This window comes from Pseudomonas sp. Marseille-Q1929 (genome assembly GCF_017316265.1).
GTDB lineage: Bacteria > Pseudomonadota > Gammaproteobacteria > Pseudomonadales > Pseudomonadaceae > Aquipseudomonas.
Window position 1 is genome coordinate 62,544 of the sequence record NZ_JAFLWU010000006.1, and the last position, 26,247, is coordinate 88,790.

The 26,247-nt window shown below is 62.7% G+C and carries 32 protein-coding genes and 1 pseudogene; 22 read left to right on the top strand and 11 right to left on the bottom strand.

What is annotated here, in order from left to right:
- Positions 1–65: 65 nt before the first annotated feature.
- From J1G37_RS09825 to J1G37_RS09835, 3 genes are read right to left on the bottom strand one after another with little or no spacing between them, the layout of a single operon-like run.
- Positions 66–407, bottom strand: coding sequence for a hypothetical protein (locus J1G37_RS09825; RefSeq protein WP_017734387.1), 342 nt, complete (start codon positions 405–407; stop codon positions 66–68).
- On the bottom strand, positions 404–787 hold the full coding sequence (locus J1G37_RS09830) for a phage holin family protein (RefSeq protein ID WP_012723020.1): 384 nt from the start codon (positions 785–787) through the stop codon (positions 404–406). Before J1G37_RS09830 ends, J1G37_RS09825 begins: the two co-directional genes overlap by 4 nt.
- Positions 788–789: 2 nt before the next feature.
- On the bottom strand, positions 790–1,104 hold the full coding sequence (locus J1G37_RS09835; protein ID WP_124525362.1) for a YqjD family protein: 315 nt from the start codon (positions 1,102–1,104) through the stop codon (positions 790–792).
- 346 nt (positions 1,105–1,450) lie between these two features.
- Between J1G37_RS09835 and J1G37_RS09840 the strand changes: the two genes are divergently transcribed.
- A complete protein-coding gene (locus tag J1G37_RS09840; protein WP_207041424.1) occupies positions 1,451–2,659 on the top strand; it encodes an ammonium transporter in 1,209 nt (402 codons plus the stop codon).
- Here the strand turns inward: J1G37_RS09840 and J1G37_RS09845 are convergent.
- Complete coding sequence (locus tag J1G37_RS09845) at positions 2,646–4,364, bottom strand: monovalent cation:proton antiporter-2 (CPA2) family protein (RefSeq protein WP_207041426.1); 1,719 nt, start codon at positions 4,362–4,364, stop codon at positions 2,646–2,648. The two genes, J1G37_RS09840 and J1G37_RS09845, sit on opposite strands and share 14 nt — an antisense overlap.
- 151 nt (positions 4,365–4,515) lie before the next feature.
- Between J1G37_RS09845 and J1G37_RS09850 the strand changes: the two genes are divergently transcribed.
- The 3 genes from J1G37_RS09850 (at position 4,516) to J1G37_RS09860 (ending at position 6,096) form a co-directional block, all read left to right on the top strand.
- On the top strand, positions 4,516–4,752 hold the full coding sequence (locus J1G37_RS09850; protein WP_207041428.1) for a glutaredoxin family protein: 237 nt from the start codon (positions 4,516–4,518) through the stop codon (positions 4,750–4,752).
- Positions 4,753–4,826: 74 nt separating this feature from the next.
- Positions 4,827–5,162: a hypothetical protein gene (locus J1G37_RS09855; protein WP_003189932.1), complete on the top strand. Its 336-nt coding sequence runs from the start codon at positions 4,827–4,829 to the stop codon at positions 5,160–5,162.
- Between the two features lie 43 nt (positions 5,163–5,205).
- Positions 5,206–6,096: a pseudouridine synthase gene (locus tag J1G37_RS09860; protein WP_207041430.1), complete on the top strand. Its 891-nt coding sequence runs from the start codon at positions 5,206–5,208 to the stop codon at positions 6,094–6,096.
- Between the two features lie 55 nt (positions 6,097–6,151).
- On the opposite strand, the gene J1G37_RS09865 is transcribed toward J1G37_RS09860, so the two are convergent.
- Both J1G37_RS09865 and mobA read right to left on the bottom strand, forming a co-directional pair.
- A complete protein-coding gene (locus J1G37_RS09865) occupies positions 6,152–6,373 on the bottom strand; it encodes a YgdI/YgdR family lipoprotein (protein WP_016978480.1) in 222 nt (73 codons plus the stop codon).
- Positions 6,374–6,452: 79 nt separating this feature from the next.
- Positions 6,453–7,055 carry a molybdenum cofactor guanylyltransferase MobA gene (gene mobA / locus J1G37_RS09870; RefSeq protein ID WP_207041432.1) on the bottom strand — a complete coding sequence of 201 codons (603 nt, stop codon included), beginning with the start codon at positions 7,053–7,055 and terminating at the stop codon, positions 6,453–6,455.
- Between the two features lie 76 nt (positions 7,056–7,131).
- Here mobA and moaB point away from each other — a divergent pair, with 76 nt between their 5' ends.
- Together moaB and glp are read left to right on the top strand one after the other, a co-directional pair.
- A complete protein-coding gene (gene moaB / locus J1G37_RS09875) occupies positions 7,132–7,671 on the top strand; it encodes a molybdenum cofactor biosynthesis protein B (protein ID WP_017734379.1) in 540 nt (179 codons plus the stop codon).
- The gene (glp, locus tag J1G37_RS09880; protein WP_207041433.1) at positions 7,664–8,881 is read left to right on the top strand and encodes a gephyrin-like molybdotransferase Glp; all 1,218 of its coding nucleotides are present in this window, start codon (positions 7,664–7,666) and stop codon (positions 8,879–8,881) included. The genes moaB and glp overlap by 8 nt, the downstream gene beginning before the upstream one ends.
- Positions 8,882–9,018: 137 nt before the next feature.
- On the opposite strand, the gene J1G37_RS09885 is transcribed toward glp, so the two are convergent.
- Both J1G37_RS09885 and J1G37_RS09890 read right to left on the bottom strand, forming a co-directional pair.
- Positions 9,019–9,348 (bottom strand): EscU/YscU/HrcU family type III secretion system export apparatus switch protein, encoded by a 330-nt coding sequence (locus J1G37_RS09885; RefSeq protein WP_003210638.1) that lies wholly within the window; start codon positions 9,346–9,348, stop codon positions 9,019–9,021.
- Positions 9,345–10,919, bottom strand: coding sequence for a flagellar hook-length control protein FliK (locus J1G37_RS09890; protein ID WP_207041435.1), 1,575 nt, complete (start codon positions 10,917–10,919; stop codon positions 9,345–9,347). The genes J1G37_RS09885 and J1G37_RS09890 overlap by 4 nt, the downstream gene beginning before the upstream one ends.
- A 200-nt stretch (positions 10,920–11,119) precedes the next feature.
- Here J1G37_RS09890 and ccmA point away from each other — a divergent pair, with 200 nt between their 5' ends.
- The 12 genes from ccmA to phnN all read left to right on the top strand — a co-directional run bounded on the left by ccmA (position 11,120) and on the right by phnN (position 19,856).
- Positions 11,120–11,755, top strand: coding sequence for a cytochrome c biogenesis heme-transporting ATPase CcmA (ccmA, locus tag J1G37_RS09895; protein WP_124525354.1), 636 nt, complete (start codon positions 11,120–11,122; stop codon positions 11,753–11,755).
- Positions 11,752–12,420, top strand: a complete 669-nt coding sequence (ccmB, locus tag J1G37_RS09900; RefSeq protein WP_017734375.1) for a heme exporter protein CcmB — start codon at positions 11,752–11,754, stop codon at positions 12,418–12,420. The genes ccmA and ccmB overlap by 4 nt, the downstream gene beginning before the upstream one ends.
- A 78-nt stretch (positions 12,421–12,498) precedes the next feature.
- Positions 12,499–13,254, top strand: coding sequence for a heme ABC transporter permease (locus tag J1G37_RS09905; protein ID WP_207041437.1), 756 nt, complete (start codon positions 12,499–12,501; stop codon positions 13,252–13,254).
- Complete coding sequence (ccmD, locus tag J1G37_RS09910) at positions 13,251–13,427, top strand: heme exporter protein CcmD (RefSeq protein ID WP_003172771.1); 177 nt, start codon at positions 13,251–13,253, stop codon at positions 13,425–13,427. Before J1G37_RS09905 ends, ccmD begins: the two co-directional genes overlap by 4 nt.
- The gene (gene ccmE, locus J1G37_RS09915) at positions 13,424–13,879 is read left to right on the top strand and encodes a cytochrome c maturation protein CcmE (RefSeq protein WP_026136470.1); all 456 of its coding nucleotides are present in this window, start codon (positions 13,424–13,426) and stop codon (positions 13,877–13,879) included. The genes ccmD and ccmE overlap by 4 nt, the downstream gene beginning before the upstream one ends.
- Positions 13,880–13,882: 3 nt before the next feature.
- The gene (locus J1G37_RS09920; protein ID WP_207041438.1) at positions 13,883–15,871 is read left to right on the top strand and encodes a heme lyase CcmF/NrfE family subunit; all 1,989 of its coding nucleotides are present in this window, start codon (positions 13,883–13,885) and stop codon (positions 15,869–15,871) included.
- Positions 15,868–16,404, top strand: coding sequence for a DsbE family thiol:disulfide interchange protein (locus J1G37_RS09925; RefSeq protein WP_017734371.1), 537 nt, complete (start codon positions 15,868–15,870; stop codon positions 16,402–16,404). The genes J1G37_RS09920 and J1G37_RS09925 overlap by 4 nt, the downstream gene beginning before the upstream one ends.
- The gene (locus tag J1G37_RS09930) at positions 16,401–16,874 is read left to right on the top strand and encodes a cytochrome c-type biogenesis protein (protein WP_207041440.1); all 474 of its coding nucleotides are present in this window, start codon (positions 16,401–16,403) and stop codon (positions 16,872–16,874) included. The genes J1G37_RS09925 and J1G37_RS09930 overlap by 4 nt, the downstream gene beginning before the upstream one ends.
- Positions 16,867–18,051: a c-type cytochrome biogenesis protein CcmI gene (ccmI, locus tag J1G37_RS09935; RefSeq protein ID WP_207041442.1), complete on the top strand. Its 1,185-nt coding sequence runs from the start codon at positions 16,867–16,869 to the stop codon at positions 18,049–18,051. Before J1G37_RS09930 ends, ccmI begins: the two co-directional genes overlap by 8 nt.
- 16 nt (positions 18,052–18,067) lie before the next feature.
- On the top strand, positions 18,068–18,466 hold the full coding sequence (locus J1G37_RS09940; RefSeq protein ID WP_207041444.1) for a hypothetical protein: 399 nt from the start codon (positions 18,068–18,070) through the stop codon (positions 18,464–18,466).
- A 197-nt stretch (positions 18,467–18,663) separates the two neighbouring features.
- Positions 18,664–19,245, top strand: coding sequence for a histidine phosphatase family protein (locus J1G37_RS09945; RefSeq protein ID WP_242551512.1), 582 nt, complete (start codon positions 18,664–18,666; stop codon positions 19,243–19,245).
- Positions 19,246–19,295: 50 nt separating this feature from the next.
- Positions 19,296–19,856, top strand: a complete 561-nt coding sequence (gene phnN / locus J1G37_RS09950) for a phosphonate metabolism protein/1,5-bisphosphokinase (PRPP-forming) PhnN (RefSeq protein WP_207041447.1) — start codon at positions 19,296–19,298, stop codon at positions 19,854–19,856.
- A 91-nt stretch (positions 19,857–19,947) separates the two neighbouring features.
- Here the strand turns inward: phnN and J1G37_RS09955 are convergent.
- Positions 19,948–20,472: pseudogene (locus J1G37_RS09955) on the bottom strand (helix-turn-helix domain-containing protein); the annotation flags it as partial.
- Positions 20,473–20,678: 206 nt separating this feature from the next.
- On the opposite strand from J1G37_RS09955, the gene J1G37_RS09960 reads away from it, so the two are divergent.
- From J1G37_RS09960 to J1G37_RS09970, 3 genes are all read left to right on the top strand, one after another.
- The gene (locus J1G37_RS09960) at positions 20,679–20,867 is read left to right on the top strand and encodes a type II toxin-antitoxin system HicA family toxin (RefSeq protein ID WP_207041448.1); all 189 of its coding nucleotides are present in this window, start codon (positions 20,679–20,681) and stop codon (positions 20,865–20,867) included.
- 11 nt (positions 20,868–20,878) lie between these two features.
- Positions 20,879–21,283, top strand: a complete 405-nt coding sequence (locus tag J1G37_RS09965) for a type II toxin-antitoxin system HicB family antitoxin (protein WP_016978509.1) — start codon at positions 20,879–20,881, stop codon at positions 21,281–21,283.
- Positions 21,284–21,588: 305 nt separating this feature from the next.
- Positions 21,589–23,073, top strand: coding sequence for a M10 family metallopeptidase C-terminal domain-containing protein (locus J1G37_RS09970; RefSeq protein WP_207041449.1), 1,485 nt, complete (start codon positions 21,589–21,591; stop codon positions 23,071–23,073).
- A gap of 9 nt (positions 23,074–23,082) precedes the next feature.
- On the opposite strand, the gene J1G37_RS09975 is transcribed toward J1G37_RS09970, so the two are convergent.
- Positions 23,083–24,279: an MFS transporter gene (locus J1G37_RS09975; protein ID WP_207041450.1), complete on the bottom strand. Its 1,197-nt coding sequence runs from the start codon at positions 24,277–24,279 to the stop codon at positions 23,083–23,085.
- Between the two features lie 173 nt (positions 24,280–24,452).
- Here J1G37_RS09975 and J1G37_RS09980 point away from each other — a divergent pair, with 173 nt between their 5' ends.
- Positions 24,453–25,067, top strand: a complete 615-nt coding sequence (locus tag J1G37_RS09980) for a DUF5666 domain-containing protein (RefSeq protein WP_124525342.1) — start codon at positions 24,453–24,455, stop codon at positions 25,065–25,067.
- A 145-nt stretch (positions 25,068–25,212) separates the two neighbouring features.
- On the opposite strand, the gene J1G37_RS09985 is transcribed toward J1G37_RS09980, so the two are convergent.
- Entirely contained in the window at positions 25,213–26,217 is a 1,005-nt protein-coding gene (locus J1G37_RS09985; protein WP_207041451.1) for a sulfate ABC transporter substrate-binding protein, read from the bottom strand.
- Positions 26,218–26,247: the final 30 nt, after the last annotated feature.

The following is a 26,247-nucleotide window of genomic DNA, read 5'->3' on the forward strand; positions in this document are numbered from 1 at the left end:
AAAGACCCGGCTCTCGAACACGAGAGCCGGGCCGCTTCTGTTTGCAAGAATGCAGCCAGCGTGGCTCAACCTTTGCGCGAAGCGCCCTGCATGGCCAACTTGATCAACGGGATCAACCCGGCCCCCAGCCGTACCAGGCGCGTCAGGCTGCTGATACTGCCGCCCTTGGCGCCCTTGCCGGTGAAGAAGCCGAGCAGCGTCACCGCGGCCACGCCCCACAGCGGCGCATGCTTGATGCCCAGGTTGTCCTGCCAGTTCTGGCCCATGTTGCGCACTTTGGTCAGCGGTGCCAGCAGTTGCTGGGACTCGTGGCGAATCTCCTGGCGGTGCATTTCCATGCGCAGGCGGATCAATGCCTTGCGCATTTCCCGGCGTGAGGTGTTCTGCGGGATTTCAGTCAGGCTCATGGCAGCAGGCGCTCCCGGTCATTGGCCAGCTCTTCGAGGGTGGCGTGGAACGGCGTGGACTCATCGAACACCGCCGCTTTCAAGCGCACTCCGCAGAACGCTGCGGCCAGGCTGTAGAACACGCAGAGGCAGATGATCCCGGTGAGGCGGTAGCCGGTGTCCCACACGAGGATCATCACCAGCGTCGACAACCCCACCAGCAACAGCAGCGCAAACACCAGCGCCAGGCCGGCAAACAGCAGCAGGCTGACGGTGCGGGCCTTCTGTTCCTGCAATTCGATGCCAAACAGTTCGACGTGGCTGTGCAGCAAGCCCAGCACGGCCGCGCCCAGACGTCTTGAAGTAGTGCCCGTTGACGAGCCGGTTTCGCCGATAGACATGATTAGCGCCTTGTGGCCAGCAGGCCGATCAAAAAGCCCACGCCGGCGGCAATGCCCACCGACTGCCAAGGGTTGGCCTGCACGTAGTCTTCGGTGGCCGTGACCGCTGCCTGGCCGCGCTCGCGCAGGGAATCTTCGGTCACTTGCAGGGTTTCGCGGGCCTTGAGCAGGCTGTCGTGAATCTTGCTGCGCAGTTCGTCAGCCTGGTCGCCGGCCAGCACCTTGGTGTCGTCCAGCAGCTTCTCGGTGTCGCTGACCAGGGTTTGAAAATCCTCCAGCAGGATTTCTTGAGCAGTCTTTGCGGTTTTTCTGGCCATGGGTATCTCCGTGATGGGCTGAGCTGTAGATGTCGTTTCGAGTCACCGGTATCGGTGAAGGTTCAGTGCAATTGTCTGGTACAGCTTTTGCTTTGCCTTGGTGCGCACGCCACGGGGCTTGCGCGAAATCCGGGCGGTCGGGCAGGAAGCCTTCAAAAACCTTACCCTAAATAACTGAAACTCGCGGAAAAACCCTGTCGGCATCGGCCTGTTGCGTTGATCGCTGCGCTAAAGCGGTTCATGCCCTCTGAAGAGGGGTGGAACCGGTGGTGCCAATTTAGTGCGCGCAACCCGGGCTTGAACCGCTTTGGTGCTTTTTGCCTTTAATGCAGGCCTGCCAACCTCCATGGAAAATTTGCAAAGTGCAGTGGACACGCTGGTCCACAGTTCCAACACCCTGTTTATCCTGATTGGCGCGGTCATGGTCTTGGCCATGCACGCCGGCTTCGCGTTTTTGGAAGTCGGCACCGTGCGCCAGAAAAACCAGGTCAACGCGCTGTCGAAAATCCTCAGCGACTTCGCCATCTCGACCCTGGCCTATTTCTTTATAGGCTATTGGATCTCCTACGGCGTGAGCTTCATGCAACCGGCGGCGGTGATCAGCGCCGATCACGGCTATGGCCTGGTGAAGTTCTTCTTTCTGCTGACCTTTGCGGCGGCGATCCCGGCGATCATTTCCGGTGGCATTGCCGAGCGTGCACGGTTTGTTCCGCAACTGTGCGCCACGGCGCTGATCGTCGCGTTTATCTACCCATTTTTCGAAGGCATGGTGTGGAACGGCAATTTCGGCCTGCAAGCCTGGCTGCTGGCGACCTTTGGTGCCAGCTTCCATGACTTCGCCGGTTCCGTGGTGGTGCATGCCATGGGCGGTTGGCTGGCGTTGGCGGCGGTGTTGTTGTTGGGCCCGCGCAATGGGCGCTACCGGGACGGTCGGCTGGTGGCGTTTGCGCCGTCGAGCATTCCCTTCCTGGCGTTGGGCTCGTGGATTCTGATCGTCGGCTGGTTCGGCTTTAACGTCATGAGCGCGCAGACGCTGAACGGCGTCAGTGGCCTGGTGGCGGTCAACTCGCTGATGGCCATGGTCGGCGGCACCGTGGCGGCGCTGATCATTGGCCGCAATGACCCAGGCTTCCTGCATAACGGCCCATTGGCCGGGCTGGTGGCGATCTGCGCCGGTTCTGACTTGATGCACCCGGTGGGCGCGCTGGTCACCGGGGCGGTCGCCGGTGGCCTGTTCGTCTGGTGCTTTATTGCCGCCCAGGACCGCTGGAAGATCGACGACGTGCTCGGCGTGTGGCCGCTGCACGGTCTGTGTGGTGTATGGGGCGGCATCGCCTGCGGCATCTTCGGCCAGACCGCGCTCGGCGGGTTGGGCGGCGTCAGCCTGATCAGCCAGTTGATCGGCACCGCCCTCGGCGTGGCGGTGGCGCTGGCAGGCGGGTTCCTGGTGTACGGCACCATCAAGCGCGTATCGGGCCTGCGCCTGAGCCAGGAAGAGGAATACTACGGCGCGGACTTGTCGATCCATAAAATTGGCGCGGTCAGTCAGGATTGATCGGATTGTCGGCCTGCGGATAAAAACCGTGCAGCAGGCGATAGCGGTTCTGCCGCACTTCATCGACCCGCGCCTGCACCTGTTGGTCCGGCAGGCCCAGCAGGATCAAGGCGTGGGAGGCGAGCATCAGGCTCGACTCCAATAGCTCGGGCACCACTTCGCTGGCGCCCGCGGCTTTTAGTTCGGCCAATTGGCTGTCATCGCGGGTCCGCACCAGGATCGGCACGTCGCGGTTGATGCGTCGCGCTTCCTTCAACACCGCCAGGGCCACCTCGGTGTTGTCCACGGCAATCACCACCAGCCGCGCGCGTTCCAGGCCCACCGCACTGAGCAGCGCACCGCGCCGGCAATCGCCGTAATGCACGCTGCTGTCTTCGGTGGCGGCTTCCTGTACCCGCTCCGGGTCGTCATCCAGGGCGATAAACGCCTGTTGTTCCTTGCGCAGGAATCGCCCGATGGATTGCCCGACGCGACCATACCCGCAAATCACCGCATGCCCGCGCAGCTCGGCGTTAAGCGCGGTGATTTCTTCCAGCTGCACTTGCTGGTTGGGCTTGCGGTGCAGGCGCAGGGCGATGGCCGGCGCGGCGCGCAACAGCAGCGGCGTGAGCAACATCGAACAGAAGGTGGCGGCCAGCAGCAGGCCATTGAACTCGTCCGGGATCAGCCGGCTCTGTTGCATCTGCGCCATCAAGGCAAAACAGAACTCGCCGCCCTGGGCCAGGGCCAGGCCGCTGCGCCAGGCGGTTTCACTGTCGCTGCCGCGCCATTTGACCAGCAGCGCCACTACGCAGCCTTTGACCAGCATCAAGGTGAGGGTCAGGCCGAGGATCAACAGGCTGTGGCTGACGAACAGTTGCAGGTCGATCAGCATGCCGATGCTGACGAAAAACAGCCCCAGCAGGATGTCGCGAAACGGGCGGATATCCGCCTCGATCTGATGCCGGTAATGGCTTTCCCCCAACAGCATGCCGGCGAGGAAGGCGCCGAGGGCAGGGGACAGGCCCAACAAGTGCGTGAGCCACGCGGTGAGCAACACGATCACCAGCGCCAGCAGCACAAACAGCTCTGCCGAATGGGACGCGGCCACCTCATGAAACAGGCGCGGCAATAACCAGCGACTGGCCAGCAACAAACCGACAAACAGCACCACGGTCTTGGCCAGGGTCAGCGGCAGCGCGATGTACCAGGCTTGCTCGCCGGTGCCGGCAAACACTGGCACCAGGGTCAGCAGCAATACCGCCACCACATCCTGGAACAGCAACACGCCAATCGCATTCTGCCCATGGCTGCTGAAGATTTCGCCGAGGCTGGTCAACTCCTTGCTGACAATGGCCGTGGAGGACAACGCCAGCCCCGCGCCCAGCAACAACGCAATGCCCGGCGCCACACCGAGGATCATCAGTAACAGCCCCAGCAGCACGCCACAGCCCAACACCTGCAAACTGCCCAGGCCAAACACCACGCGGCGCAGGGCGAACATTTTGCTCAGGGAAAACTCCAGGCCCAGGGAAAACAGCAGGAACACCACGCCCAGTTCGGCGAGGTCGGGCAGCTCTTCGCTGTCATTCACCCAGTCCAGGGCGGTCGGCCCCACGGCCAGGCCTACGCACAGGTAGCCGAGCACGGGCGGCAATTGCAGCCGGCGAAACAGCGCAATCACCACCAAGGATGAGGCCAGAATGATCAGCAGGTTGGCAAACACACGCATCTCCGTTGCAAGGGGCAGGCAAAAAGCCGCGAGAATCGCTGAATCAGTTATAGGCCATCGTGACCTGGGTCAGGGTTTGTTGGCTCGCCAGAGGTACGGGTCGGGCATAGAATGACCGCCTACTTTCTGATCAGGGCCATTTGTCATGCTTCCTGAATGCCAGCTGTTCGGCACCCTGGGTTGCCATCTTTGCGAGATTGCCGAAGCCGAAATCATGCCGCTCGTCGAACATGGGCTGCTGGTTGAATTGGTGGATATAACCGACCCCGTAGACCTGACTGACGCCTACGGGCTAAGGATTCCGGTGCTTCGGCGGGTAGACACAGGGGCTGAGTTGGACTGGCCGTTCGACGGTGATCAGGTTGCCGCCTTCCTTCGTTGAGGTTTAGGCCATGGCGGGTTTCCAAATATTACGTTACTGTATGTTTGTACAGCGATTGAATAGAGGGAACGCCCGTGGTGAATGTTGAACAACTGAAAAGCAGCGTCAATCGCATGTCCGCCGATGTCGTGCGCGATGCGGTGAACGAGCTGCGCCTCGACGGCCTGGTCACGGAAGGCAAGACGCCGTTTAACAAAGTGCATTTCAATACCTGCTTTGCCGAGATCGAGGCGCTGTTCCAGCGCGCCGGTTATCACAAGCAGTTGGATGTGGTGGGTTACCAGGGCTTGCTGTACGCGTTGTACGATCCGGGCCGCTGGGAAGCGGTGGACGTGCTGCGCTGGCTCAAGGAGTTCACCGAGGCCGCCAGCGCCTCGCCGGTCCTGCGGGCGCAATTGGCCAAGGCCTGAGCCATGCGGGATAATGCCCGCCGGTTTTCTCCAGGCTTGACGCATGTCCACTTCGATTTTTATTCCGTCCGAGCACCAGGCCAGCACCTTGTACCTGCCACCCGGGGCTTGGGCCACGGTGCTCGATTGCTTGTGCGAGCACTTCCCGGCGATCAGCCGTGAACACTGGCTGGACCGCATCGCGCGGGGTCGGGTGCTGGATGTCCACGGTAACCCGATCCACCCGGACCTGGCCTACAAGGAAGGCCTGTGCATCTACTACTTCCGTGAAGTGCCGAACGAAAAAGTGATCCCGGTGGAGGAGACCATCCTCTACGCCGACGAGCACCTGGTGGTCGCCGACAAGCCGCACTTCTTGCCCGTGACGCCGGCCGGTGAGTACGTCGAGCAAACCCTGCTACGTCGCTTGATTCGTCGTTTGGACAACCCATCACTGGTGCCCCTGCACCGCATCGACCGGCACACCGCGGGGCTGGTGCTGTTCTCGGCCAACCCGGCCAGCCGCTCGGCGTATCAACAGCTGTTTCCCACGCGCCAGATCGATAAATTCTACGAAGCCATTGCACCCGCGCTGCCAGACCTGAGCTTTCCGCTTGTGCACAAAAGCCGTCTGGTGGATGGCGAACCGTTCTTCCGCATGCAGGAAGGTCCCGGCGCCAGCAACACCGAAACCGCGGTTGAAGTGCGCGAGAAACACGGCGACCTGTGGCGCTACGGCCTGTTCCCCGTGACCGGCAAGAAGCACCAGCTGCGCGTGCACATGACCGCGCTCGGCGCGAGTATCTGCAACGACCCGTTCTACCCCGATGTGCTCAAGGACGCCGTGGACGACTACGCCAACCCGCTGAAACTGCTGGCCCAGGGCGTGCGGTTCATCGACCCGGTGACCGGCGAAGAGCGCCAGTTCCGCAGCCGGATCACCCTCGACTGGTAACCCTCGGAAACGACAAGGCCCGCACGCGGCGGGCCTTGTTGGCAAACGCTAAGACTTACAGGTCTTTAACGGTGCGGACCTGATCCTTGTTGATGCGGGTCTGCTTGCCGTCCAGTTGTTCGAACTCATAGAAGCCCGAATCCTTGTCGAATTTAGGGGTGTCGACGGCCTGGATTTCGCGACCGTCATTCAGGGTGATCACTGTTGGCGAAGCGCAACCGGCGAGGGTGGCGAGGCCCAGTGCAAGCATGAGAGCGGCGATGGTCCGTTGAGTCATGGTGTTGTCTCCGAGAGAATTCTTTTGAAAAGCTGACCTTGTGACGCGCGAGGCGCCGACAAAGTTCCTGATGCGAGGTTCATTCTGACACGCCAACGTGTGGGAGTAACAGCTCGGGGGTATTCAGGTTGGCCAGGCGCGGATCATCCGCCGGGCACTCCACGCCCACCGCGCCCAGTTTCATGAAGATCTGCCGTGGGCTGCGCTCGCCGGCCTGCCAGGCCGCCTCGACCGCGTCCCGCAGGGCGGTGGGCAGGATGCAGATCAGCGGCTCCCAGAATTGACCATGGCGCACCATCACCGGCACACGGGGATTGCGCTGCGCCGTCTGACGCAGCTCGGTCAGTAGTCGTGCATCGAGTTGCGGCACATCGCACGGCAGGATCAGCAGGTGCCCATGACGCGCGGCGGCGAGGCCTGCACGAATCCCGGCGAGCGGGCCGGGGAAGTCCGCGCTGTCGTCGCTGACCAACTGGTCGGCAAACGCGGCGTAGCGCTCGGGGTTGCGATTGCACGAGATGACCAGGTCGTCCGTCAGCGGCCGCACCAGGCCGTGCAGATGGGCAATCAGCGGTTGGCCGCGCCATTCCAGCAGGCCCTTGTCCAGGCCGCCCATGCGCTGGCCACGGCCCCCCGACAGCAGCAGGACCGAACAGGGCAGGGCAGATGAATCGATAGGCATGGCAGTTCCGCAGCGGCAGCAAAAGGGGGGCCTGTGATATAACACCGGCCTGTTTCTTCGACAACCGGACCGTGCCATGACCGCCAAGGCAGATGCGCCCTTCGTACCCCTGAATATCGCTGTATTGACCGTCAGCGACACCCGCACCCTGGACACCGACACCTCGGGCCAGGTCTTCGTCGATCGCCTCACCGCGGCTGGCCACAACCTGGCCGAGCGCGTGTTGCTCAAGGACGACCTCTACAAGATCCGCGCCCAGGTGGCCCACTGGATCGCCGAAGACGTGGTGCAGGTCGTGCTGATCACCGGCGGCACCGGCTTCACCGGTCGCGACAGCACCCCGGAAGCGGTGAGCTGCCTGCTGGACAAGCAGGTCGACGGTTTTGGCGAACTGTTCCGCCAGATCTCCGTGGCCGATATCGGCACCTCCACCGTGCAATCCCGCGCCTTGGCCGGCCTGGCCAATGGCACGCTGGTGTGCTGCCTGCCGGGTTCCACCAATGCGGTGCGCACCGGTTGGGATGGCATCCTCGCCGAGCAACTGGACAACCGTCACCGCCCGTGCAATTTCGTCCCTCACTTGAAGCAGGCCGAACCCTGCGCCTCCCGTGGGTAAGCCCGGCAAGACCGGCGCCCTGATGCCGGTGGAAGACGCCTTGGCGCAACTGCTGGCGATGGCCGAGGCTGCGCCGATCCGCGAGCAACAAGCCTTGCCCCTGGCCGAGTGCGATGGCCGCGTCCTGGCGCAAGACCTGATCGCCACCCTCGACCTGCCGCCCTGGCCCAACAGCGCCATGGACGGTTACGCCCTGCGCCTGGCGGACTGGCACGGCGAGCCGCTGGTGGTCAGCCAGCGCATCTTCGCCGGGCAGGCGCCGCAGCCCTTGGCCGCCGGCACTTGCGCGCGCATCTTCACCGGCGCGCCGGTACCCGAAGGTGCCGATTGTGTGGAAATGCAGGAAAACGCCGTGGTCCACGCCGACGAGCGCGTGAGTTTCAGCGAGCCCCTGCACCTGCAGCAGAACATCCGCCCCCAGGGCCAGGAAACCACGGTCGGCGAGTTGGTCTTGAACGCCGGCACACGCCTGGGGCCGATCGAACTGGGACTCGCCGCCTCACTGGGGCGGGACCGCCTTGAAGTCGTCCACCGCCCGCGCGTCGCCGTGCTGTCCACCGGTGACGAGCTGATCGAACCCGGCCTGCCGCTGGGCCCCGGGCAGATCTACAACAGCAACCGCCGCGTGCTGTGCACCTGGCTTGAACGCATGGGCTGCGAGGTGATCGACGCCGGCATCCTGCCCGACGACCTGGAACAGACCCGCACCCGCCTGGCGGGCCTGGGCAACGTCGACCTGATCCTGTCCACCGGCGGCGTGTCGGTGGGCGAGGCGGATTTCCTTGGCATTGCCCTGCGGGAAGAAGGCGAGCTGGCGCTGTGGAAACTCGCGATCAAACCGGGTAAACCGCTGACCTTCGGGCACTTCCGTGGCGTGCCGGTGATCGGCCTGCCGGGTAACCCGGCTTCGACGTTGGTGACGTTTGCGCTGCTGGCGCGGCCGTACCTGTTGCGCCGCCAGGGTGTGGCGGATGTAGAGCCGTTGCGCTTCGCAGTGCCGGTGGGGTTCGAATGGCCCAAGCCGGGCAACCGCCGCGAGTACCTGCGCGGGCGTATCGAGCAGGGCAAGGCGATCATCTACCGCAACCAGAGCTCCGGCGTGCTGCGCAGCGCGGCGTGGGCGCAGGGGTTTGTGGAGGTGTTGGAGGGGACGACGTTGGCGGAAGGGGATACAGTCAACTTCATTCCCCTGAGCGAAGTCCTCAACTGACAGTGAAGATCCAATGTGGGAGCTGGCTTGCCTGCGATAGCATCACCTCGGTGTAACTGAAAGACCGAGTCGCCTGCATCGCAGGCAAGCCAGCTCCCACACAAGCCAGCTCCCACATTTGAATCCTTGTAGGTCTGTTAGTAATCGTCACCACGCTCGGTAACATCCCGCTCCACCGGCCCCGCATCCGGGTCATACCCCACCGGGAACTTGCCCTTCAACGTCCAGGCAAACGCAATGATCTCCGCCACGGTGCGGTACAACTCCTCCGGGATGCTGTCCCCCAGCTCCATACGCGCCAGCAGCTTCACCAGCTCGGCATTTTCATAGATCGGTACTTCATTCTCCCGCGCCAGCTTGAGGATCGCCTCGGCCAATGCATCGTCGCCCTTGGCCGTCAGGGTTGGCGCTTGCTGGCCGTCGTACTTGAGGGCAATCGCCTGGCGCGGCGGGTTGGGGTTCTTCATGCGGTTTCATCCACCCAGCGTTGTTCCAGTCCGGTTTTCGGCCCGCGTGGTGGGGTGCCGAGGTGGCAATCGAGGTCGCCGACGTTGATGCCCGAGGTCACCAGCCGCTCGCGCAGGTTGCCCAGGTGGCTTTCGATCAGGCTCGCGGTGAAGGGCCGGCTGGCCCACAGCTGGCTCGACAGTTTGCCCTGGTTCAATTGCGCCTGAACCTGCAACGGCCCCAGCGGCTCCATGTCGAAGGCCAGCTCGACGCGCCAGAGCATCTGCTTGGGGTCTTTCTTGTCCTTGCGTTCCGGCTGGTCCTTGTCCGGCGCCGGTTCTTCGCGCTGAAACTTGACCTGCAACGGCACGATGTCTTGCAGGGTGCGCAGGGGGATTTCCAGCTGCCAGGTGGTTTGCAGGCGGCCATCGGCGGTGGTGCCGGTCTGTTCCAGGCTTGACAGTTGGTGGCTCTGCAAGCGCGAGATGGCCCCAGCGGCCAGGCGCAGGAGGTTTTCCAGGTCGCCTTCGCCTTCGAGTTTCTCCATCAGCCGCTCGGGCAGCGGGAAGCCCACGGGTGCCTGGCGGGCGCTGACCTGGCCGAGGGTGTTCAGCGGGCTGCGCACGAAGTTGGGCAGCACCTGGGCCAGGGTATTGGCGGCGAGGATGGCATTCAGGTTGGTGCTGGTGGGCAGGGCCGGCAGGAGGTCGGCGACCAGGCGCAGCAAGGCGCCTTTCATGTCCAGCGGTGGTATCTGCGGGTTTTGCCCGGCGAGCAGCTTGGCTTCGAGAAAGGCGCCGCTGTTCTGGATCACCTGGGCGAGGATTTTCGGGTTGCTGACCTGGGCCAGGTCGGGCAGGGCGGCCAGCAGGCGGTCGGCGGCGGCGCGCAGTTCGGCGGAGGTACCGCCCCGTGGCAGGTTCTGCAAGGCGGTGAAGACCGCATCCAGTGAGCCTTGGCGGCTTTGTTGGGTGGCCAGTTGCTGGGTGATCGCCAGTTGATCCTTGAGCCCGCTCAGTGGCACGAAATTCAAGGTCTGCGCGTTCTGCACCACGGCGCTGAGCAAGCTGCCAACGCGCAGCGGTTGCGGGCTTTCCAGGGTCAGCGTGGCACCGGCCAGGGCGTTGTTGAGCACGGTCACCAGCGAGCGGTAGATCGCCGGTTGCGCCGTGCCCTGGGGCAGCATCTGGGTGGTCAGTACCTTGGCTTGCAACAGCGTGCCTTCGGGGATTTTGCTGGTGTCGATGCGGGTCAGCGCGGCGACATTGGCGCTCAAGGCCTGTTGCAGGCTGAGGGTCAGGTTGCCGGCGGGGGTCTGGCTCACCGCGACATTGCTGCCCAGGGGCAAGGGCTGCGCGCTGCTGGCTTGCACCAGCGTTTGGCGCCCGCTTTCCAGGGTCAGCTTGAGCAGTAGCTGAAAGGCTTCACCGCCTTGTTTCAGGGCGATGACCTCGGCGTTCACGGTTTTTCCCGGGGTGATCAAGCCGATCTGCGGTTCCAGCAGTTTCAGCAATTCACCGGTGGCAGGCGCAGGGCTGGGCCCGGTCGCCGTTGCAGGTGGAAGCGTAGGAAGGTTGATCTCACCGGTCATCGCGCGCGCCGTCTTGAAGGAAATTGCCCTCTTTAGAGTAGGGCATCGCATGTATAATGCGGCCCGTCTGCAAAGAGAGCGCTAAAAACCTCACAACTATTTGATCCAGCTCTCTAAAATCGGTCGCCGAAGCCGTTATTGTGCACTTCTCTTTAACGGCCGCTGCACCGCCGACTTGAACCGTAAAGGCCCGCGATCTTTTGACCAGCCCTCTTCTAGAAGCCGTAGCGCTCTCCTGTGAACGCGACCTGCGCCTGCTGTTCGAGCACCTCGAACTGCGGCTGACGGGCGGCGACATGGTGCAAATCAGCGGACCCAACGGCAGCGGCAAGACCAGTTTGCTGCGCCTGCTGGCGGGGTTGATGCAACCGACAGCCGGAGAAGTGCGGCTCAACGGCAAACCCCTCAATGAACAACGCACCGAGCTTGCCCGCAACCTGATCTGGATCGGCCACGCCGCCGGCATCAAGGACGTGCTCACCGCCGAAGAAAACCTCAGCTGGCTCAGCGCCCTGCATCATCCCGCGTCCCGTGATGCGATCTGGCAGGCCCTCGCCGCCGTCGGCCTCAAGGGTTTTGAAGACGTGCCTTGCCACACCCTGTCCGCCGGCCAGCAGCGCCGCGTGGCCCTGGCCCGTTTGTACCTGCCGGGCCCGCCGCTGTGGATTCTCGACGAACCCTTCACCGCCCTCGACAAACAAGGCGTCGCCCAGTTGGAAGCACACCTGGCCCAGCACTGCGAGAACGGCGGCCTGGTCGTGCTCACCACCCACCACACCCTGGATCGCATGCCCGCCGGTTACCGCGACCTCGATCTGGGACGGTGGTCAGCATGAGTGTGTTCGCCCTGTTGGTAGCCCGCGAAGCGCGGCTGTTGTGCCGGCGTCCGGCCGAGTTGGCCAACCCGCTGGTGTTCTTCGCCATCGTCATCGCCTTGTTCCCGTTGGCGGTCGGTCCCGAGACTAAACTGTTGCAAACCTTGTCTCCGGGACTGGTGTGGGTGGCGGCGCTTTTGTCCGTGCTGCTCTCGCTGGACGGGCTGTTTCGCAGTGATTTCGAGGACGGTTCCCTGGAGCAGTGGGTCCTTTCGTCGCACCCCTTGCCACTACTGGTACTGGCCAAGGTACTGGCACACTGGGCTTTTTCCGGCCTGGCGCTGGTCTTGCTTTCGCCGCTGCTGGCGATGATGCTCGGCCTGCCCACGGAATGCCTGCCGATCCTGCTCCTGAGCCTGTTGCTCGGTACGCCGGTCCTCAGTTTGCTGGGGGCGGTGGGCGCGGCGTTGACCGTGGGCCTGAAGCGCGGCGGCCTGTTGCTGGCCCTGCTGATTCTGCCTTTGTATATCCCGGTGTTGATCCTCGGTAGCGGTGCGTTGCAAGCCGCGCTCATGGGCATGCCGGCGACGGGTTACCTCTTGTGGCTTGGCAGCCTGACCGCCCTGGCGGTAACCCTGACACCTTTTGCGATAGCGGCCGGCCTGAAGATCAGCGTCGGCGAATAATGAGGTCTGGCTAAGCGTTAGCCAGTAAAGACCCTAAGCTTTTCGCATCGACGAAAAGCAACCGTGATGGAAACAGCAATGAACTGGACCTGGTTTCACAAGCTCGGCTCGCCCAAATGGTTCTACGGCATCAGTGGCAAACTGCTGCCGTGGTTGAGCCTCTCTGCCGTGGTGCTGATCGGCATCGGCCTGGTCTGGGGCCTGGCCTTCGCGCCGCCGGACTACCAGCAGGGCAACAGCTTTCGCATCATCTATATCCATGTGCCCGCCGCGATGCTGGCCCAGTCCTGCTACGTGATGCTGGCGGTGTGCGGCATCGTCGGCCTGGTGTGGAAGATGAAGCTCGCCGACGTCGCCCTGCAATGCGCCGCGCCGATCGGTGCGTGGATGACCGCCGTGGCGCTGGTCACCGGCGCCATCTGGGGCAAGCCGACCTGGGGCTCGTGGTGGGTGTGGGATGCGCGACTAACGTCCATGCTGATCCTGCTGTTCCTGTACTTCGGTCTGATTGCCTTGGGCAACGCCATCAGTAATCGTGACAGCGCCGCCAAGGCCTGCGCGGTGCTGGCCATTGTTGGCGTGATCAACATCCCGATCATCAAATACTCGGTGGAGTGGTGGAACACCCTGCACCAGGGCGCCACCTTCACCCTCACCGAAAAACCGGCGATGCCCGTGGAAATGTGGGCGCCGCTGCTGTTGATGGTGCTGGGGTTCTACTGCTTCTTCGGCGCCGTGCTGCTGCTGCGCATGCGCCTTGAAGTACTCAAGCGCGAAGCCCGCGCCAGTTGGGTCAAGGCCGAAGTGCAACAGAGCCTGGGAGCGCGCGGATGAGTTTTGCTTCGTTCAGTGATTTTCTCGCCATGGGCCACCACGGCCTGTACGTCTGGACGGCCTATGGCATCTGCCTGGCAGTGTTGGCCCTCAACGTCGCCGCGCCGATCCTGGCGCGCAAGCGTTACCTGCAACAAGAGGCGCGTCGTCTGCGCCGGGAGACCGAAAAGTGAATCCGCTGCGTAGAAAACGTCTGTTGATCATCCTTGCCATCCTGGCCGGCGTCGGCATTGCCGTGGCCCTGGCCTTGAGCGCCCTGCAACAGAACATCAACCTGTTCTACACCCCGACCCAGATCGCCAACGGCGAAGCACCGCTGGACACGCGCATCCGCGCCGGCGGCATGGTCGAAGCCGGCTCCTTGAAGCGTTCCGGCGATTCCCTCGATGTCACCTTCGTGGTCACCGACTTCAGCAAGTCCGTGACCATCAGCTACCGCGGCATCCTCCCGGACCTGTTCCGCGAAGGCCAGGGCATCGTCGCCCTGGGCAAGCTCAACGCCGACGGCGTGGTGGTGGCCGATGAAGTGCTGGCCAAGCACGATGAAAAATACATGCCGCCTGAGGTGACCAAAGCCCTCAAGGACAGCGGCCAGTCCGCCCCCACCCCCGCCAAGGAGGGTTGAGTCATGAACGCCGCGTTGTTTATTCCCGAATTGGGCCAGTTGGCGATGATCCTCGCCCTGTGCTTTGCCATCGTGCAAGCCGTGGTGCCGTTGCTGGGCGCCTGGCGCGGTGACCGCCTGTGGATGAGCCTGGCGCAGCCGGCCGCCTGGGGGCAGTTTGCCTTCCTGCTGTTCGCGTTTGGCTGCCTGACCTACGCCTTTATGACCGACGACTTTTCCGTCAGCTATGTCGCGAATAACTCCAACACCGCCTTGCCCTGGTACTACAAGTTCAGCGCCGTGTGGGGCGCCCACGAAGGTTCGTTGCTGTTGTGGGCGCTGATCCTCGGCGGCTGGACCTTCGCCGTGTCGGTGTTCTCGCGCCAGTTGCCGCAAGTCATGCTGGCCCGGGTGCTGGCGGTGATGGGCATGATCAGCATCGGCTTCCTGCTGTTCCTGATCATGACGTCCAACCCGTTCAGCCGCATCCTGCCGCAGATTCCTACCAACGGGCACGACCTCAACCCGCTGCTGCAAGATATCGGCCTGATCGTGCACCCGCCGATGCTCTACATGGGTTACGTCGGTTTCTCCGTGGCCTTCGCCTTCGCCATCGCCGCCTTGCTCGGTGGGCGCCTGGATGCGGCTTGGGCGCGCTGGTCGCGGCCATGGACCATCGTCGCCTGGGCCTTCCTCGGCATCGGCATCACTCTCGGTTCGTGGTGGGCGTATTACGAACTCGGCTGGGGCGGCTGGTGGTTCTGGGACCCGGTGGAAAACGCGTCCTTCATGCCTTGGCTGGTGGGCACGGCGTTGATTCACTCGCTGGCCGTCACCGAAAAGCGCGGCGTGTTCAAGAGCTGGACCGTGCTGCTGGCCATCGCGGCATTTTCCCTCAGCCTGCTCGGCACGTTCCTCGTGCGTTCGGGCGTGCTGACCTCAGTGCATGCGTTCGCTTCCGACCCGGCGCGGGGCATCTTCATCCTGATCTTCCTGCTGTTTGTGGTCGGTGGTTCCCTGACCCTGTTCGCCCTGCGCGCACCGGTAGTCAAGAGCCAGGTCGGCTTCAACCTGTGGTCGCGGGAAACCCTGCTGCTGGGCAATAACCTGGTGCTGGTGGTGGCCGCGTCGATGATCCTGCTCGGCACCCTGTACCCGCTGGTGCTGGATGCGCTGAGCGGCGCCAAGCTGTCCGTCGGCCCGCCGTATTTCAACGCGTTGTTTATCCCGTTGATGGGCCTGTTGATGGTGGTGATGGCGGTCGGCGTGCTGGTGCGCTGGAAAGATACGCCGGTGAAATGGCTGGTGGGCATGCTCGCCCCGGTCTTGCTCGGCAGCGTGGCCCTGGCGGTGATCGCCGGTTTCGCTTACGGCGACTTCAACTGGGCGGTACTCGCCACCTTCCTGCTTGCCGCCTGGGTATTGCTGGCCGGCGTGCGTGATATTTTCGACAAGACCCGCCACAAGGGCTTGCTCAAAGGCTTGCCAAGCCTGACCCGCAGCTACTGGGGCATGCAGATCGCCCACATCGGCATCGCCGTGTGCGCCCTTGGCGTGGTGCTGTCCAGCCAGAACAGCGCCGAGCGCGACCTGCGCCTGGCGCCTGGCGAGTCCATGGACCTGGCCGGTTACCACTTCATCTTTGAAGGCGCCAAGCACTTCGAAGGGCCGAACTTCACGTCAGACAAAGGCACCGTGCGCGTCGTGCGCAACGGCAAGGAAGTGGCCGTGCTGCACCCGGAAAAACGCCTGTACACCGTACAGAGTTCGATGATGACCGAAGCCGGCATCGACGCCGGTTTCACCCGTGACCTCTATGTGGCACTCGGTGAACCGTTGGGCGACGGTGCCTGGGCGGTGCGCGTGCATGTGAAACCGTTTGTGCGCTGGATCTGGTTCGGCGGCCTGCTCACCGGTTTCGGTGGTTTGCTGGCGGCGCTGGATCGGCGTTATCGGGTCAAGGTCAAGAGCCGGGTGCGCGAAGCCCTCGGTCTGCAGGGAGCGGCGGTATGAAACGTTGGTTGATGGCGATCCCCCTGATCGTGTTTTTGCTGGGTGCGGTGGTCTTGTATCGGGGCCTCTACCTGGACCCGTCCGAGCTGCCTTCGGCGATGATCGGCAAGCCGTTCCCGGCGTTCAGCCTGCCCACCGTGCAGGGCGACAAAACCCTGACCCAGGCCGACCTGCTGGGCAAGCCGGCGCTGGTCAACGTATGGGGCACCTGGTGCATCTCTTGCCGCGTCGAACACCCGGTGCTCAACAAGCTGGCCGAGAAAGGCGTGGTGATCTACGGCATCAACTACAAGGACGACAACGCCGCCGCCTTGAAGTGGCTGGCGGAGTTCCACAACCCCTACCAGCTGGATATCCGCGATGAGGACGGCAACCTCGGCCTCAACCTCGGCGTGTACGGCGCGCCGGAAACCTTCTTTATCGATGCCAAGGGCGTGATCCGCGACAAGTACGTCGGCGTGATCGACGAAGTGGTGTGGCGCGAGCAACTGGCCGCCAAGTATCAGGCGCTGGTCGACGAGGCCAAGCCATGAAGCGTCTGTTAGCCGCCGCGGTATTGGCGCTGGGCCTGGCCGGTGTGGCCCACGCCGCCATCGACACCTACGAATTTGCCAACGACGCCGAGCGCGAGCGCTTCCGCGACTTGACCAAGGAACTGCGCTGCCCCAAGTGCCAGAACCAGGACATCGCCGACTCCAACGCGCCCATCGCCACCGACCTGCGCCGCGAGATCTTCCGCATGTTGGGGGAGGGCAAGGACAACCAGCAGATCATCGACTTCATGGTCGACCGCTACGGTGACTTCGTGCGCTACAAACCCGCGCTCACCGCCAAGACCGCGCTGCTCTGGTTCGGCCCCGCCGGGCTGTTGCTGAGCGGCGTGGTAGTGATGGCGGTGATCATCCGCCGGCGCCGCGCCGCACCGACTGACGGTTCCGACGCGCTGTCCCCTGAAGAGCGTAAACGCCTCGACCAATTGCTGGACACCAAGACTGATGATTGATTTCTGGCTCGCAGCCGGCTTGCTGCTTCTGATTGCCCTGAGTTTCCTGTTGATCCCTGTCCTGCGTGGCCGCCGCGCCCAGCGTGAAGAGGATCGCACCGCGCTGAACGTGGCGCTGTACCAGGAACGCGTCGCCGAGCTGCAAGTGCAGCAGGACGAAGGCGTGCTCAACGCCACCCAACTCGACACCGGTCGCGCCGAAGCCGCGCGCGAATTGCTCGCCGACACCGAAGGTGTGGAAAAACCCCGCGAATCGCGCCTGGGCAAACCGCTGCCGTTGCTCGCCGCGTTCCTGGTGCCGGTGTTGGGCGTGAGCCTGTACCTGCATTTCGGCGCCAGCGACAAGGTCGAACTGACCCGCGAATTCTCCCAGCCGCCGGTGTCCATGGAAGACATGACCCAGCGCCTGGAGCGCGCCGCCATCGCCCAGCCGGACTCGCCGGAAGGCCTGTACTTCCTCGGCCGCGCCTACATGGCCCAGGACCGCGCAGCGGATGCGGCCAAGGTCTTCGAGCGTGCTGCGGCCCTCGCCGGGCGCCAGCCGGAACTGCTCGGCCAGTGGGCCCAGGCGCAATACTTTGCCGACAACAAACAGTGGTCGCCCAAGGTCCAGGCCTTGACCGACGAGGCGCTGAAGCTCGACCCCAAGGAAGTCACCAGCCTCGGCCTGCTGGGCATCGCCGCCTTTGAAGGCCAGCGCTACCAGGAAGCGATCGACTACTGGAGCCGCCTGTTGGCGCAACTGCCGGCCGAAGATGGCTCCCGCGCCGCCCTGCAAGGCGGCATCGACCGCGCCGCCGACAAGCTCAAGGACAGCGGTGGCAACGTCGCGCAAAAAGCCTTGCTCAAAGTCCGCGTGGACCTGGCGCCGGACGTGAAGGCCAAGGCCCAGCCAAGTGACAGCGTGTTCATCTTCGCCCGCGCCGTGTCCGGCCCGCCGGCACCGTTGGCGGCCAAGCGCGTCACCGTCGCGGAACTGCCGGTCACCGTCGAACTGGGCGATGCCGACGCAATGATGCCGCAGTTGAAACTGTCGAACTTCCCCGAAGTCCAACTGGTTGCGCGCATATCCCGGGCCGGTCTTCCGACCGCTGGCGAGTGGATCGGCCGCAGCCAACCCCTGGCCAGCACCACCACTGCGCTGCAGCAGCTGACCATCGACAGTCCGGATAAGTAATTTCGAGGAAACGCCCATGACCGCATTCGCACGTATCACCCTGCTCAGCCTGGTATTGGGCTTGAGTGCTTGTGCGGTCCACCGGCCCCCTCCCGCGCCGACCGGCCCGACCATCCCGCCGTCGGGCCCGGCGACCCAGCCGAGCACCAGGCCCAGCACCCCGGTGACCGCGCCGCCGAAAAAACCGGTGCCGACCTCATCGCCCACCTTCGCCCCACCACCGGGCGCGGCGAGCCACTGGGATGGCAACATGAAGGTCTACGTGCTGGAAGACCAGCCCGACACCTTCTATCGCCAGCGCACGTATTACCGCTGGAGCAACGGCTGGAGCCGGTCGATCAGCCCGAATGGGCCGTGGGAAGAGACCAACGTGCAAGGCGTGCCGCCGGGGCTGAGCAAAAAGTACGCGCAATGACAAAAGGCGACCTTTGGGTCGCCTTTTTCATGTCTCTGAAACACCCTCTCCAACTCAATGAAGATCCCCTGTGGGAGCCGGGCTTGCCCGCGATGACGGTGTATCAGGCGCCGAATTCATTGCAGGTACACCGCCATCGCAGGCAAGCCAGCTCCCACAGGGATCTCCTTCACCCACAGAACAGCGAGATGGACCTCATGCACCTACACGTCGTACGCCACGGCGAAACCTGGGCCAACGCCGAGCAGCGTTACCTAGGTGCGCTTGATCCTGAGTTGACCGAACGCGGTCGCGAACAAGCCTTTTCCCTCAGCCAAAACCTACCCACCGGCATCGACGCACTGATCGTCTCCCCACGCTTGCGTGCCCAGCAAACCGCGCAGATCCTGAACCAGGCGTTGCATCTTGAACCGGAGACCATGGACAGCTTTCGCGAACGCGATGTGGGCGTGTTCGAGGGCCTGACCCAAGCGCAAGCCCAGGCGCAGTATCCACAACTGTGGGCGCAGAACATCACCCGCCAATGGGCGCTCGGCCCAACGGGCGGTGAGTCGATTGCCGAGGTGGTCAGCCGTGTGCACCAAGGCTTGGCCGAACTGGCGGCACGTTATCCTTCGGGGACGGTGTTGCTGGTGGCCCATGGTTTTGTGGCCAAGGTGATCCGTGGATTGGCGCGTGGGGACTTTGCGGATTTTTATGACTGGCAACTGAAGAATGGCGAGCGGCTGGTGCTGGAAAATTTTCACCCCATGGCGCTGCCCACCGGTGCGCTGCTGTAAAGTGGCCGCCGCCGGCGGGCTGACCGGCAACAGGTGAAGAGGGTGTGTGGATGGCAGGCAGGTTGATCTATCTCATCGGGCCATCGGGTTCGGGCAAGGACAGCCTGTTGGATGCCGCGCGACCGCGCCTGGCCGCGCGCGGTTGCCGCATCGTGCGGCGCGTCATCACCCGCTCGGCGGAGGCGGTGGGCGAGGCCGCGCAAGGCGTAAGCCCGGACCAGTTTGCCGTGATGGAAGCCGAGGGCGCGTTTGCCCTGAGCTGGCAGGCTAATGGTTTGTCCTACGGTATTCCCAAGGAAATCGACGACTGGCTGGCGGCCGGGGACGACGTGCTGGTCAATGGCTCCCGCGCGCACCTGGCGCAGACCCGCGCGCGTTATCCGACGCTGTTGGTGTTGTTGCTGACGGTGGATCAGGCGGTGTTGCGCCAGCGCTTGATTGCACGTGGACGTGAATCGTTGGCGGACATTGAGGCGCGCCTGGCGCGTAATGCGCAGTTCACTGCAGAGCTGATCGCCGGCAATGCGTCGGGGGTGTTTGTGTTGGATAACTCCGGGCCGCTGGAGCACACGGTCGAGCGTTTGTTGTGTTGCCTGGACAACGCCATTTGATTTGAGCACCCCATACCCCTGTGGGAGATGTGCAAACTGAACTACCGCTTTCGCAGGCAAGCCAGCTCCCACACTTGGATGTTCATCGCTCTTACACCCGTATTCCAAATCGCGTCACCAGTGCCTTGCGGCCCTTGGGCGTGAGCCCCAATGCGCGGCTATCCAGGTCCTGAGTCAGCCAATCCTTGCGGATCGCACTGTGCAGCAACGCCGCGTCCAACGCGCCGGCCAGGTGGGGGCGGCGCATGCTCCAGTCCAGGCAGCCACAGGCAAAACGCCGGCGTTGGGCGTGCAGTGCAGGAAGATCAATCCCGAGTTCGAGCATGGCTTTCTCGCCGGGAGGGCTGAGCTGGTAAGTCCCGTCGCCCACCAGCCAGCCAGTCGCGATGAAGTGGTCATGCAACTGCACCGCCAGCGTGCCGGCCATGTGGTCGTAACACGTACGCGCGAACTGCAAGCGGCTTGGCGTGTTCGGCACAAACGCCTTGGCGCTCTGGCGGCTGATCACCATCAACCCTTCAATGGCCTGTGCGATATGCGGCCCCGCAAGGCTGTAGTAACGGTGGCGGCCTTGAGTGTGCAACTTGATCAGCCCGTCGCCCTTGAGCCGCGCCAGCCGGTCTTGCCTGTTCCGTTCAGCTATTGGCCGTCGCTGAACGGCCGCATCCCCCGGTTTCACCCCGCAGCGTCAAGCCTGCACGTTGTGAGCGGATAGTTTTTCAACATCCAGCAAAACAGCCGTCAGTCAGTCTTGGGTATTTTGTGCTTGAGTAAATATAACTCTAGGGTTACGTTTATTCGGGCCAAGCCAAGGAGGCTGCGGTGCAAAGCAGGTTATTGATCAAGGAACTGCAAGAGGCAGGCTGGGTGTTGGATCGAGTCACGGGCAGCCATCATATTTTTACCCACCGCTATAACCCGTACACGATCCCGGTGCCTCACCCCGAGAAGGACCTGCCGTTGGGCACCGTCAGAAGCATCAGGAAACGCGCCGGCTTGTTTGAGTTTTAAGGAGAGCATTCATGCAATACCCAATCTGTATCGAATGGGGCGATGACTTCACCGCCACGGGCATTCAGATCCCCGATATTCCAGGCGCCGTTACCGCCGGGGACAGTTTTGAAGAGGCCTACAACGCCGCAGTGGAAGTGGCGCACATCATGCTGCAGGAGATCGCCGCCGAGGGCGGGCCGATTCCGATGCCGACGTCGGTCGCCAACCATCACGCGCACGAAGACTACGCCGGTATGGGTTGGGGGATGTTGGAACTGGACATCTCGCCCTACCTGGGCAAGACCGAAAAAGTCAACGTGACCTTGCCCGGTTATGTCATCCAGCGTATCGACCGCTATGTGCGCGAGCACAAGGTCAAAAGCCGCTCGTCATTCCTCGCGGATGCGGCGCTGGAGAAGCTGGTGCGGTCCTGAGTAAGGTTTAAGGAATGTGTCCTGATCGTTGGCAAAACAGCGTAGTTGAGCGAGAAGTGCTGTTTTAGAATTTGTATTTTGCTTGCCAAAACAACTCGATGCCGCCCAGGCCGTTGTGTTGCCGAGTGTTTCAATTGCAAAGGAATTCCTGATTGTATTGCCTCCTGTTTCGAGGCTCGCAGGTGTTGCGGTTAGAACCAAATCTGCGTTGGTATCGGATTTTTCAGTGTGCGAATTTACCTCTGGAATGGTTGGTCAACGATCGGTTGACCGGCCCTCTTTATAGAAACCAAAGGCGTCGCACAATGGATAATTATGACCTGCGCAGTAGGAGTCCACTGAATAACTTGCCGGCATCGGACCCCGGTCCGTTTGGTGTGGGGGTAGGCAATAAACCGTCGTACACAACGGACCAGGCAGCCAGGCAACTCACGCGGGAAAATCTGCGTTTTCATGATCGTAACGGTGATTCGAAAGTCGATGTGAATTACACGGTAGACCGCAGCTTCACCCAGCAGCAGCAGCGGCGCGTCCGCCAGGCGGTTCAGTCCTGGCAGGATGTGGCCAATATCAACTTTCGCGAGCAGGGGGGCGGGGCGGACGGCACGCTCAACATTCGCAACAACCCCGGCGGTGATCGTGGGGTGGCCACCTTTCCTGGCCGTTTCACTACCCAGACATCGGCAACCATTGGTACGCGGGGAGAGCGTGTGGCACCGACATTGGGCAGTCACTTTTCGGTGACGGCCATCCATGAGGTTGGCCACGCCATTGGCTTGCATCATCCAGGGAACTACAACGGGGGCGGTTCCAATTACCAGAATGGCGCGGTCTACGCCGAGGATACCAAGGCGCGTTCGGTGATGAGTTATTGGTCGGAGAAAAACCAGAAAAAGCACGACTTCAACGGGCAAAACCCCTCTGCACCGATGATGGACGATATCGCGGCAGCTCAACGCCTCTACGGCGCCAATCATGAGACCCGCAAAACCGATACCACCTATGGCTTCAACTCCAATACCGAGCGAGAGGCGATGAGCCTGAAAAGCGCTGCGGACAAACCCATTTTCTGTATCTGGGACGGTGGTGGCATCGATACCATGGATTTCTCCGGATTTTCCCAGGACCAGAACATCAACTTGAACGCCGAATCGTTTTCTGATGTGGGTGGAATGAGAGGCAATGTGTCCATCGCCAAGGGCTGCACGATTGAAAACGCGATTGGCGGCTCTGGACGAGACAACCTATCGGGAAATGAGGCGGCAAACCGGATCAAGGGCGGTGGACGTGGCGATACCCTGAGAGGCGGTGGTGGCGCGGATACCTTTGTTTATGACAAGGCCAGCGATTCCGCGTCGAACGATCCCGACATGATCGAGGACTTCACCAGCGGTATCGATAAGATTGATGTGACGGGTGCCTTGAAGGACGCCGGTGCGCGCACCCTGGTATTGACTGATCGGTTTACCGGGCGAGCCGGAGAGGCAGTGCTCAAGCATGATGCCAGCACAGGCCGTTCTAGCCTGGCTATTGACCTCAAGGGAACGGGCAACGCGGACCTGTTGATCAAGAGCAAGGGAGAGATCAAGCCAGCGGATGTAGTGTGGGGCGGTCAAGCGCCTCAGCCTGCTCCGGTCCCCCGACCCGCGCCGTTGCCGGATAATACACAGGAACACACCGCCGGCCTGATTCAGATGTTTGCCATCACCCTTCTAGGGTTTTTCTCGCAGCTGCTGAACGTGCTGACATCGCCGGCCGGGCACGTATCCGCAGACAAAAAAACGTCTTGAACCGCTCCCTCAAGCGGTGGCGACTGTGGCCTGGCGCGAGGCACTGAGGAACCGCAGCAACGCGATCAGAGGGAACGCGCTGCCCACCAGCATCACGCCCAGCCAGCCGCCGTGTTCGTACACGCTGCTGGCAATCGCCGAGCCGAAGGCGCCGCCGATGAAGATGCTGGTCATGTACAGCGCGTTCAGACGGCTGCGGCTGTTGGCGTCGAGGGCATAGATCGCGCGTTGGCCGAGCACCATGTTCATCTGCACGCAGAAGTCCAGCACCACGCCGGTGACGGCCAGGCCGATCACGCTGTACAGCGGGTGGACGAAGGCCGGCAGAAAGCTCAACGCGGCGAACAGCATGGCCAGCAGCGAAGCGCGGTGGGTGTGGCCCGCATCCGCCAGGCGGCCGGCGATGGGCGCGGCGATGGCGCCCAGGGCACCGACCAGGGCAAACAGGGCGATCTCGCTTTGGCTCAGGCCGTGATTGCGTGCCAGTTCCAGCGGCGCGGCGGTCCAGAACAGGCTGAAGGTGGCGAACATGCCACCCTGGTAGAACGCCCGTTGGCGCAGTACCGGTTGTTTGCGCAGCAGGGTGCCGAGGGAGCGCAGCAATTGGCCATAGGTGGCGCTGTGGTCAGGTTGGCGTTTGGGGATGGTGATCAGCAGGACCATGCTGATAAACGCCATCAACCCAGCGGCGGCCATGAACATCGCGCGCCAGCCGAAGTGGTCCGCCACCACGCTGGACACCGGCCGCGCCAGCAGGATACCGAGCAACAGGCCGCCCATGATGCTGCCGACCACCCGGCCACGGGACTCGGCGGGCGCCAGGTGCGCGGCCAGCGGGATGAGGATCTGCACCGACACCGAGCTGAAGCCGATCAGCAACGACACCAGCAGGAACAGGTTCGGCTGCTGGATAAACGCCGCACCGAGCAGGCTGGCGATGGCGAGCACGGTGGTGCTGATCATCAGCTTGCGGTTTTCCAGCAAGTCGCCCAGGGGCACCAGGAAAAACAGGCCAAGGGCGTAGCCGATTTGCGTCAGCGACACGATCAGGCTGGCCATGGCGGGTGTGAGGCCGATGTCCGGGGCGATCAGCTCGATAACGGGCTGCGCGTAGTAGATGTTGGCGACGATGGCGCCGCAGCAGAACGCAAACAGCATCACCATCCCGCGGGTCATGGTGCTTGAAGCGTGTGGGGTAGCGTTCATGGTGGTCTCATAAAAGCGAAGGAAGATGGCGTGCGAGAGTAAAGACAAGGCCCTTTGGACAGAAGGCTGCTGGCGGTGATAACACTCATGCCGCAAATTAATGACTGAATCGTTAACTTTTGCCGCGAACGGCGATGATACATTCAGACACAACTGCCGAAACAGGAAATCCCATGAAGATCACGCTGAACAAGATGCTCCTGGCTTCAACCCTCGCCGCCGCCATGGCCGTGGGCCTGGCCCACGCAGCCGAAGCGCCGCGCGTGGGCGTGCGCGGAGCCATCACCGCCATCGACGGTGACGCGATGCACGTCAAGGTCAACAGCGGCGAGGACGTCACCGTGCTGTTGACCCCGGCCACCCAGGTGCGCGCCGTCACCCTGGCCAAGATCGATGAGATCAAGCCGGGCAGCTACATCGGTTCTGCTGCCATGCCCAATGCCGACGGCAGCCTGACCGCGCTGGAAGTGCACGTGTTCCCACCGGCCATGGCCGGCACCGGCGATGGGCACCGAGCGTTCGACTTGAAGGAAGGCAGCAGCATGACCAACGGCACCGTGGGCGACCTGGTGGTGAGCAATGGGCGCACGCTGACGGTGAAGTACAAGGGCGGCGAGCAGAAGATCGTGGTGCCGGAGGATGTGCCGATCGTCAACCTGGAGCCGGGGGATCGCAGCCTGTTGAAGGCGGGGGTGAAGGTGGTGTTGTTTGCGGCGAAGGGGGCGGATGGGACTATCACGGCTCAAGCAATATCAGCTGGCAAGGATGGTGTAACACCGCCGATGTAACGTCTGGCGCAGGACCAAATGTGGGAGCGGGCTTGTGTGGGAGCTGGCTTGCCTGCGATAGCATCACCTCGGTATTCCTGATGCACCGAGGTGTCTGCATCGCAGGCAAGCCAGCTCCCACAGGGAACTACATTTCTTCAGCTAGTTATTGACCGCTGTAGATCTGGTCAAACACCCCACCATCATTGAAGTGGGTCTTCTGCACGGTGCGCCAGTCGCCAAAGGTCTTTTCCACCGACAGGAAGTCGACTTTCGGGAAACGGTCGGTGTACTTGGCCAGCACTTTCGGGTCACGTGGACGCAGGTAGTTGTTGGCTGCGATTTCCTGGCCTTCTGCCGACCACAGGTACTTCAAGTAGTCTTCGGCCGCCGCGCGGGTGCCTTTCTTCTCGACCACTTTGTCGACCACCGACACCGGTGGCTCAGCTTCGGCGGAGACGCTTGGGTAGATCACTTCGAACTGGTCGCGGCCGAATTCACGGGCGATCATTTCTGCCTCGTTCTCGAACGTCACCAGCACGTCGCCGATCTGGTTGGTCATGAACGTGGTGGTGGCCGCACGGCCACCGGTATCCAGGACCGGCGCTTGCTTGAACAGCTTGCCGACAAAGGCCTTGGCCTTGTTTTCGTCGCCGCCGTTCTTCAGCACATAACCCCAGGCCGACAGGTAGGTGTAGCGGCCGTTACCCGAGGTTTTCGGGTTGGGCACGATCACTTGCACGCCATCTTTCAACAGGTCTGGCCAGTCTTTCAGGGCTTTCGGGTTGCCTTTGCGCACGATGAATACGGTGGCGGAGGTGAACGGTGCGCTGTTGTTCGGCAGGCGGGTGACCCAGTTGTCCGGCACCAGTTTGCCGTTGTCCGCCAGGGCGTTGATGTCGGTGGCCATGTTCATGGTGATCACGTCAGCCGGCAGGCCGTCGATCACCGAGCGCGCTTGTTTGCTCGAGCCGCCGAAGGACATTTGCAAGGTCAGCTTGTCGTTCGGGTGTTCGGCGTCCCAGTGCTTCTGGAACGCGGCGTTGTAGTCCTTGTAGAAATCGCGCATCACGTCGTAGGAGACGTTAAGCAGTGTCACGGGGGCAGCCTGGACGGCGCCCGCCAGGGCAAGGCCGGCGGCCAGTAGGGAGGCGCTAACGAGTTTTTTCACTGCTCATTCCTTGTTGTTCGAGAAGGTGAC

Bases quoted from the DNA above. Each gene is read 5' to 3' on its own strand.
- J1G37_RS09825 (WP_017734387.1), bottom strand. From the start codon at position 407: ATGAGCCTGACTGAAATCCCGCAGAACACCTCACGCCGGGAAATGCGC.
- J1G37_RS09830 (WP_012723020.1), bottom strand. From the start codon at position 787: ATGTCTATCGGCGAAACCGGCTCGTCAACGGGCACTACTTCAAGACGT.
- J1G37_RS09835 (WP_124525362.1), bottom strand. From the start codon at position 1,104: ATGGCCAGAAAAACCGCAAAGACTGCTCAAGAAATCCTGCTGGAGGAT.
- J1G37_RS09840 (WP_207041424.1), top strand. From the start codon at position 1,451: ATGGAAAATTTGCAAAGTGCAGTGGACACGCTGGTCCACAGTTCCAAC.
- J1G37_RS09850 (WP_207041428.1), top strand. From the start codon at position 4,516: ATGCTTCCTGAATGCCAGCTGTTCGGCACCCTGGGTTGCCATCTTTGC.
- J1G37_RS09860 (WP_207041430.1), top strand. From the start codon at position 5,206: ATGTCCACTTCGATTTTTATTCCGTCCGAGCACCAGGCCAGCACCTTG.
- J1G37_RS09865 (WP_016978480.1), bottom strand. From the start codon at position 6,373: ATGACTCAACGGACCATCGCCGCTCTCATGCTTGCACTGGGCCTCGCC.
- mobA (WP_207041432.1), bottom strand. From the start codon at position 7,055: ATGCCTATCGATTCATCTGCCCTGCCCTGTTCGGTCCTGCTGCTGTCG.
- moaB (WP_017734379.1), top strand. From the start codon at position 7,132: ATGACCGCCAAGGCAGATGCGCCCTTCGTACCCCTGAATATCGCTGTA.
- J1G37_RS09885 (WP_003210638.1), bottom strand. From the start codon at position 9,348: ATGAAGAACCCCAACCCGCCGCGCCAGGCGATTGCCCTCAAGTACGAC.
- J1G37_RS09890 (WP_207041435.1), bottom strand. From the start codon at position 10,919: ATGACCGGTGAGATCAACCTTCCTACGCTTCCACCTGCAACGGCGACC.
- ccmB (WP_017734375.1), top strand. From the start codon at position 11,752: ATGAGTGTGTTCGCCCTGTTGGTAGCCCGCGAAGCGCGGCTGTTGTGC.
- J1G37_RS09905 (WP_207041437.1), top strand. From the start codon at position 12,499: ATGAACTGGACCTGGTTTCACAAGCTCGGCTCGCCCAAATGGTTCTAC.
- ccmD (WP_003172771.1), top strand. From the start codon at position 13,251: ATGAGTTTTGCTTCGTTCAGTGATTTTCTCGCCATGGGCCACCACGGC.
- J1G37_RS09920 (WP_207041438.1), top strand. From the start codon at position 13,883: ATGAACGCCGCGTTGTTTATTCCCGAATTGGGCCAGTTGGCGATGATC.
- J1G37_RS09925 (WP_017734371.1), top strand. From the start codon at position 15,868: ATGAAACGTTGGTTGATGGCGATCCCCCTGATCGTGTTTTTGCTGGGT.
- J1G37_RS09930 (WP_207041440.1), top strand. From the start codon at position 16,401: ATGAAGCGTCTGTTAGCCGCCGCGGTATTGGCGCTGGGCCTGGCCGGT.
- ccmI (WP_207041442.1), top strand. From the start codon at position 16,867: ATGATTGATTTCTGGCTCGCAGCCGGCTTGCTGCTTCTGATTGCCCTG.
- J1G37_RS09940 (WP_207041444.1), top strand. From the start codon at position 18,068: ATGACCGCATTCGCACGTATCACCCTGCTCAGCCTGGTATTGGGCTTG.
- J1G37_RS09945 (WP_242551512.1), top strand. From the start codon at position 18,664: ATGCACCTACACGTCGTACGCCACGGCGAAACCTGGGCCAACGCCGAG.
- phnN (WP_207041447.1), top strand. From the start codon at position 19,296: ATGGCAGGCAGGTTGATCTATCTCATCGGGCCATCGGGTTCGGGCAAG.
- J1G37_RS09965 (WP_016978509.1), top strand. From the start codon at position 20,879: ATGCAATACCCAATCTGTATCGAATGGGGCGATGACTTCACCGCCACG.
- J1G37_RS09970 (WP_207041449.1), top strand. From the start codon at position 21,589: ATGGATAATTATGACCTGCGCAGTAGGAGTCCACTGAATAACTTGCCG.
- J1G37_RS09975 (WP_207041450.1), bottom strand. From the start codon at position 24,279: ATGAACGCTACCCCACACGCTTCAAGCACCATGACCCGCGGGATGGTG.
- J1G37_RS09980 (WP_124525342.1), top strand. From the start codon at position 24,453: ATGAAGATCACGCTGAACAAGATGCTCCTGGCTTCAACCCTCGCCGCC.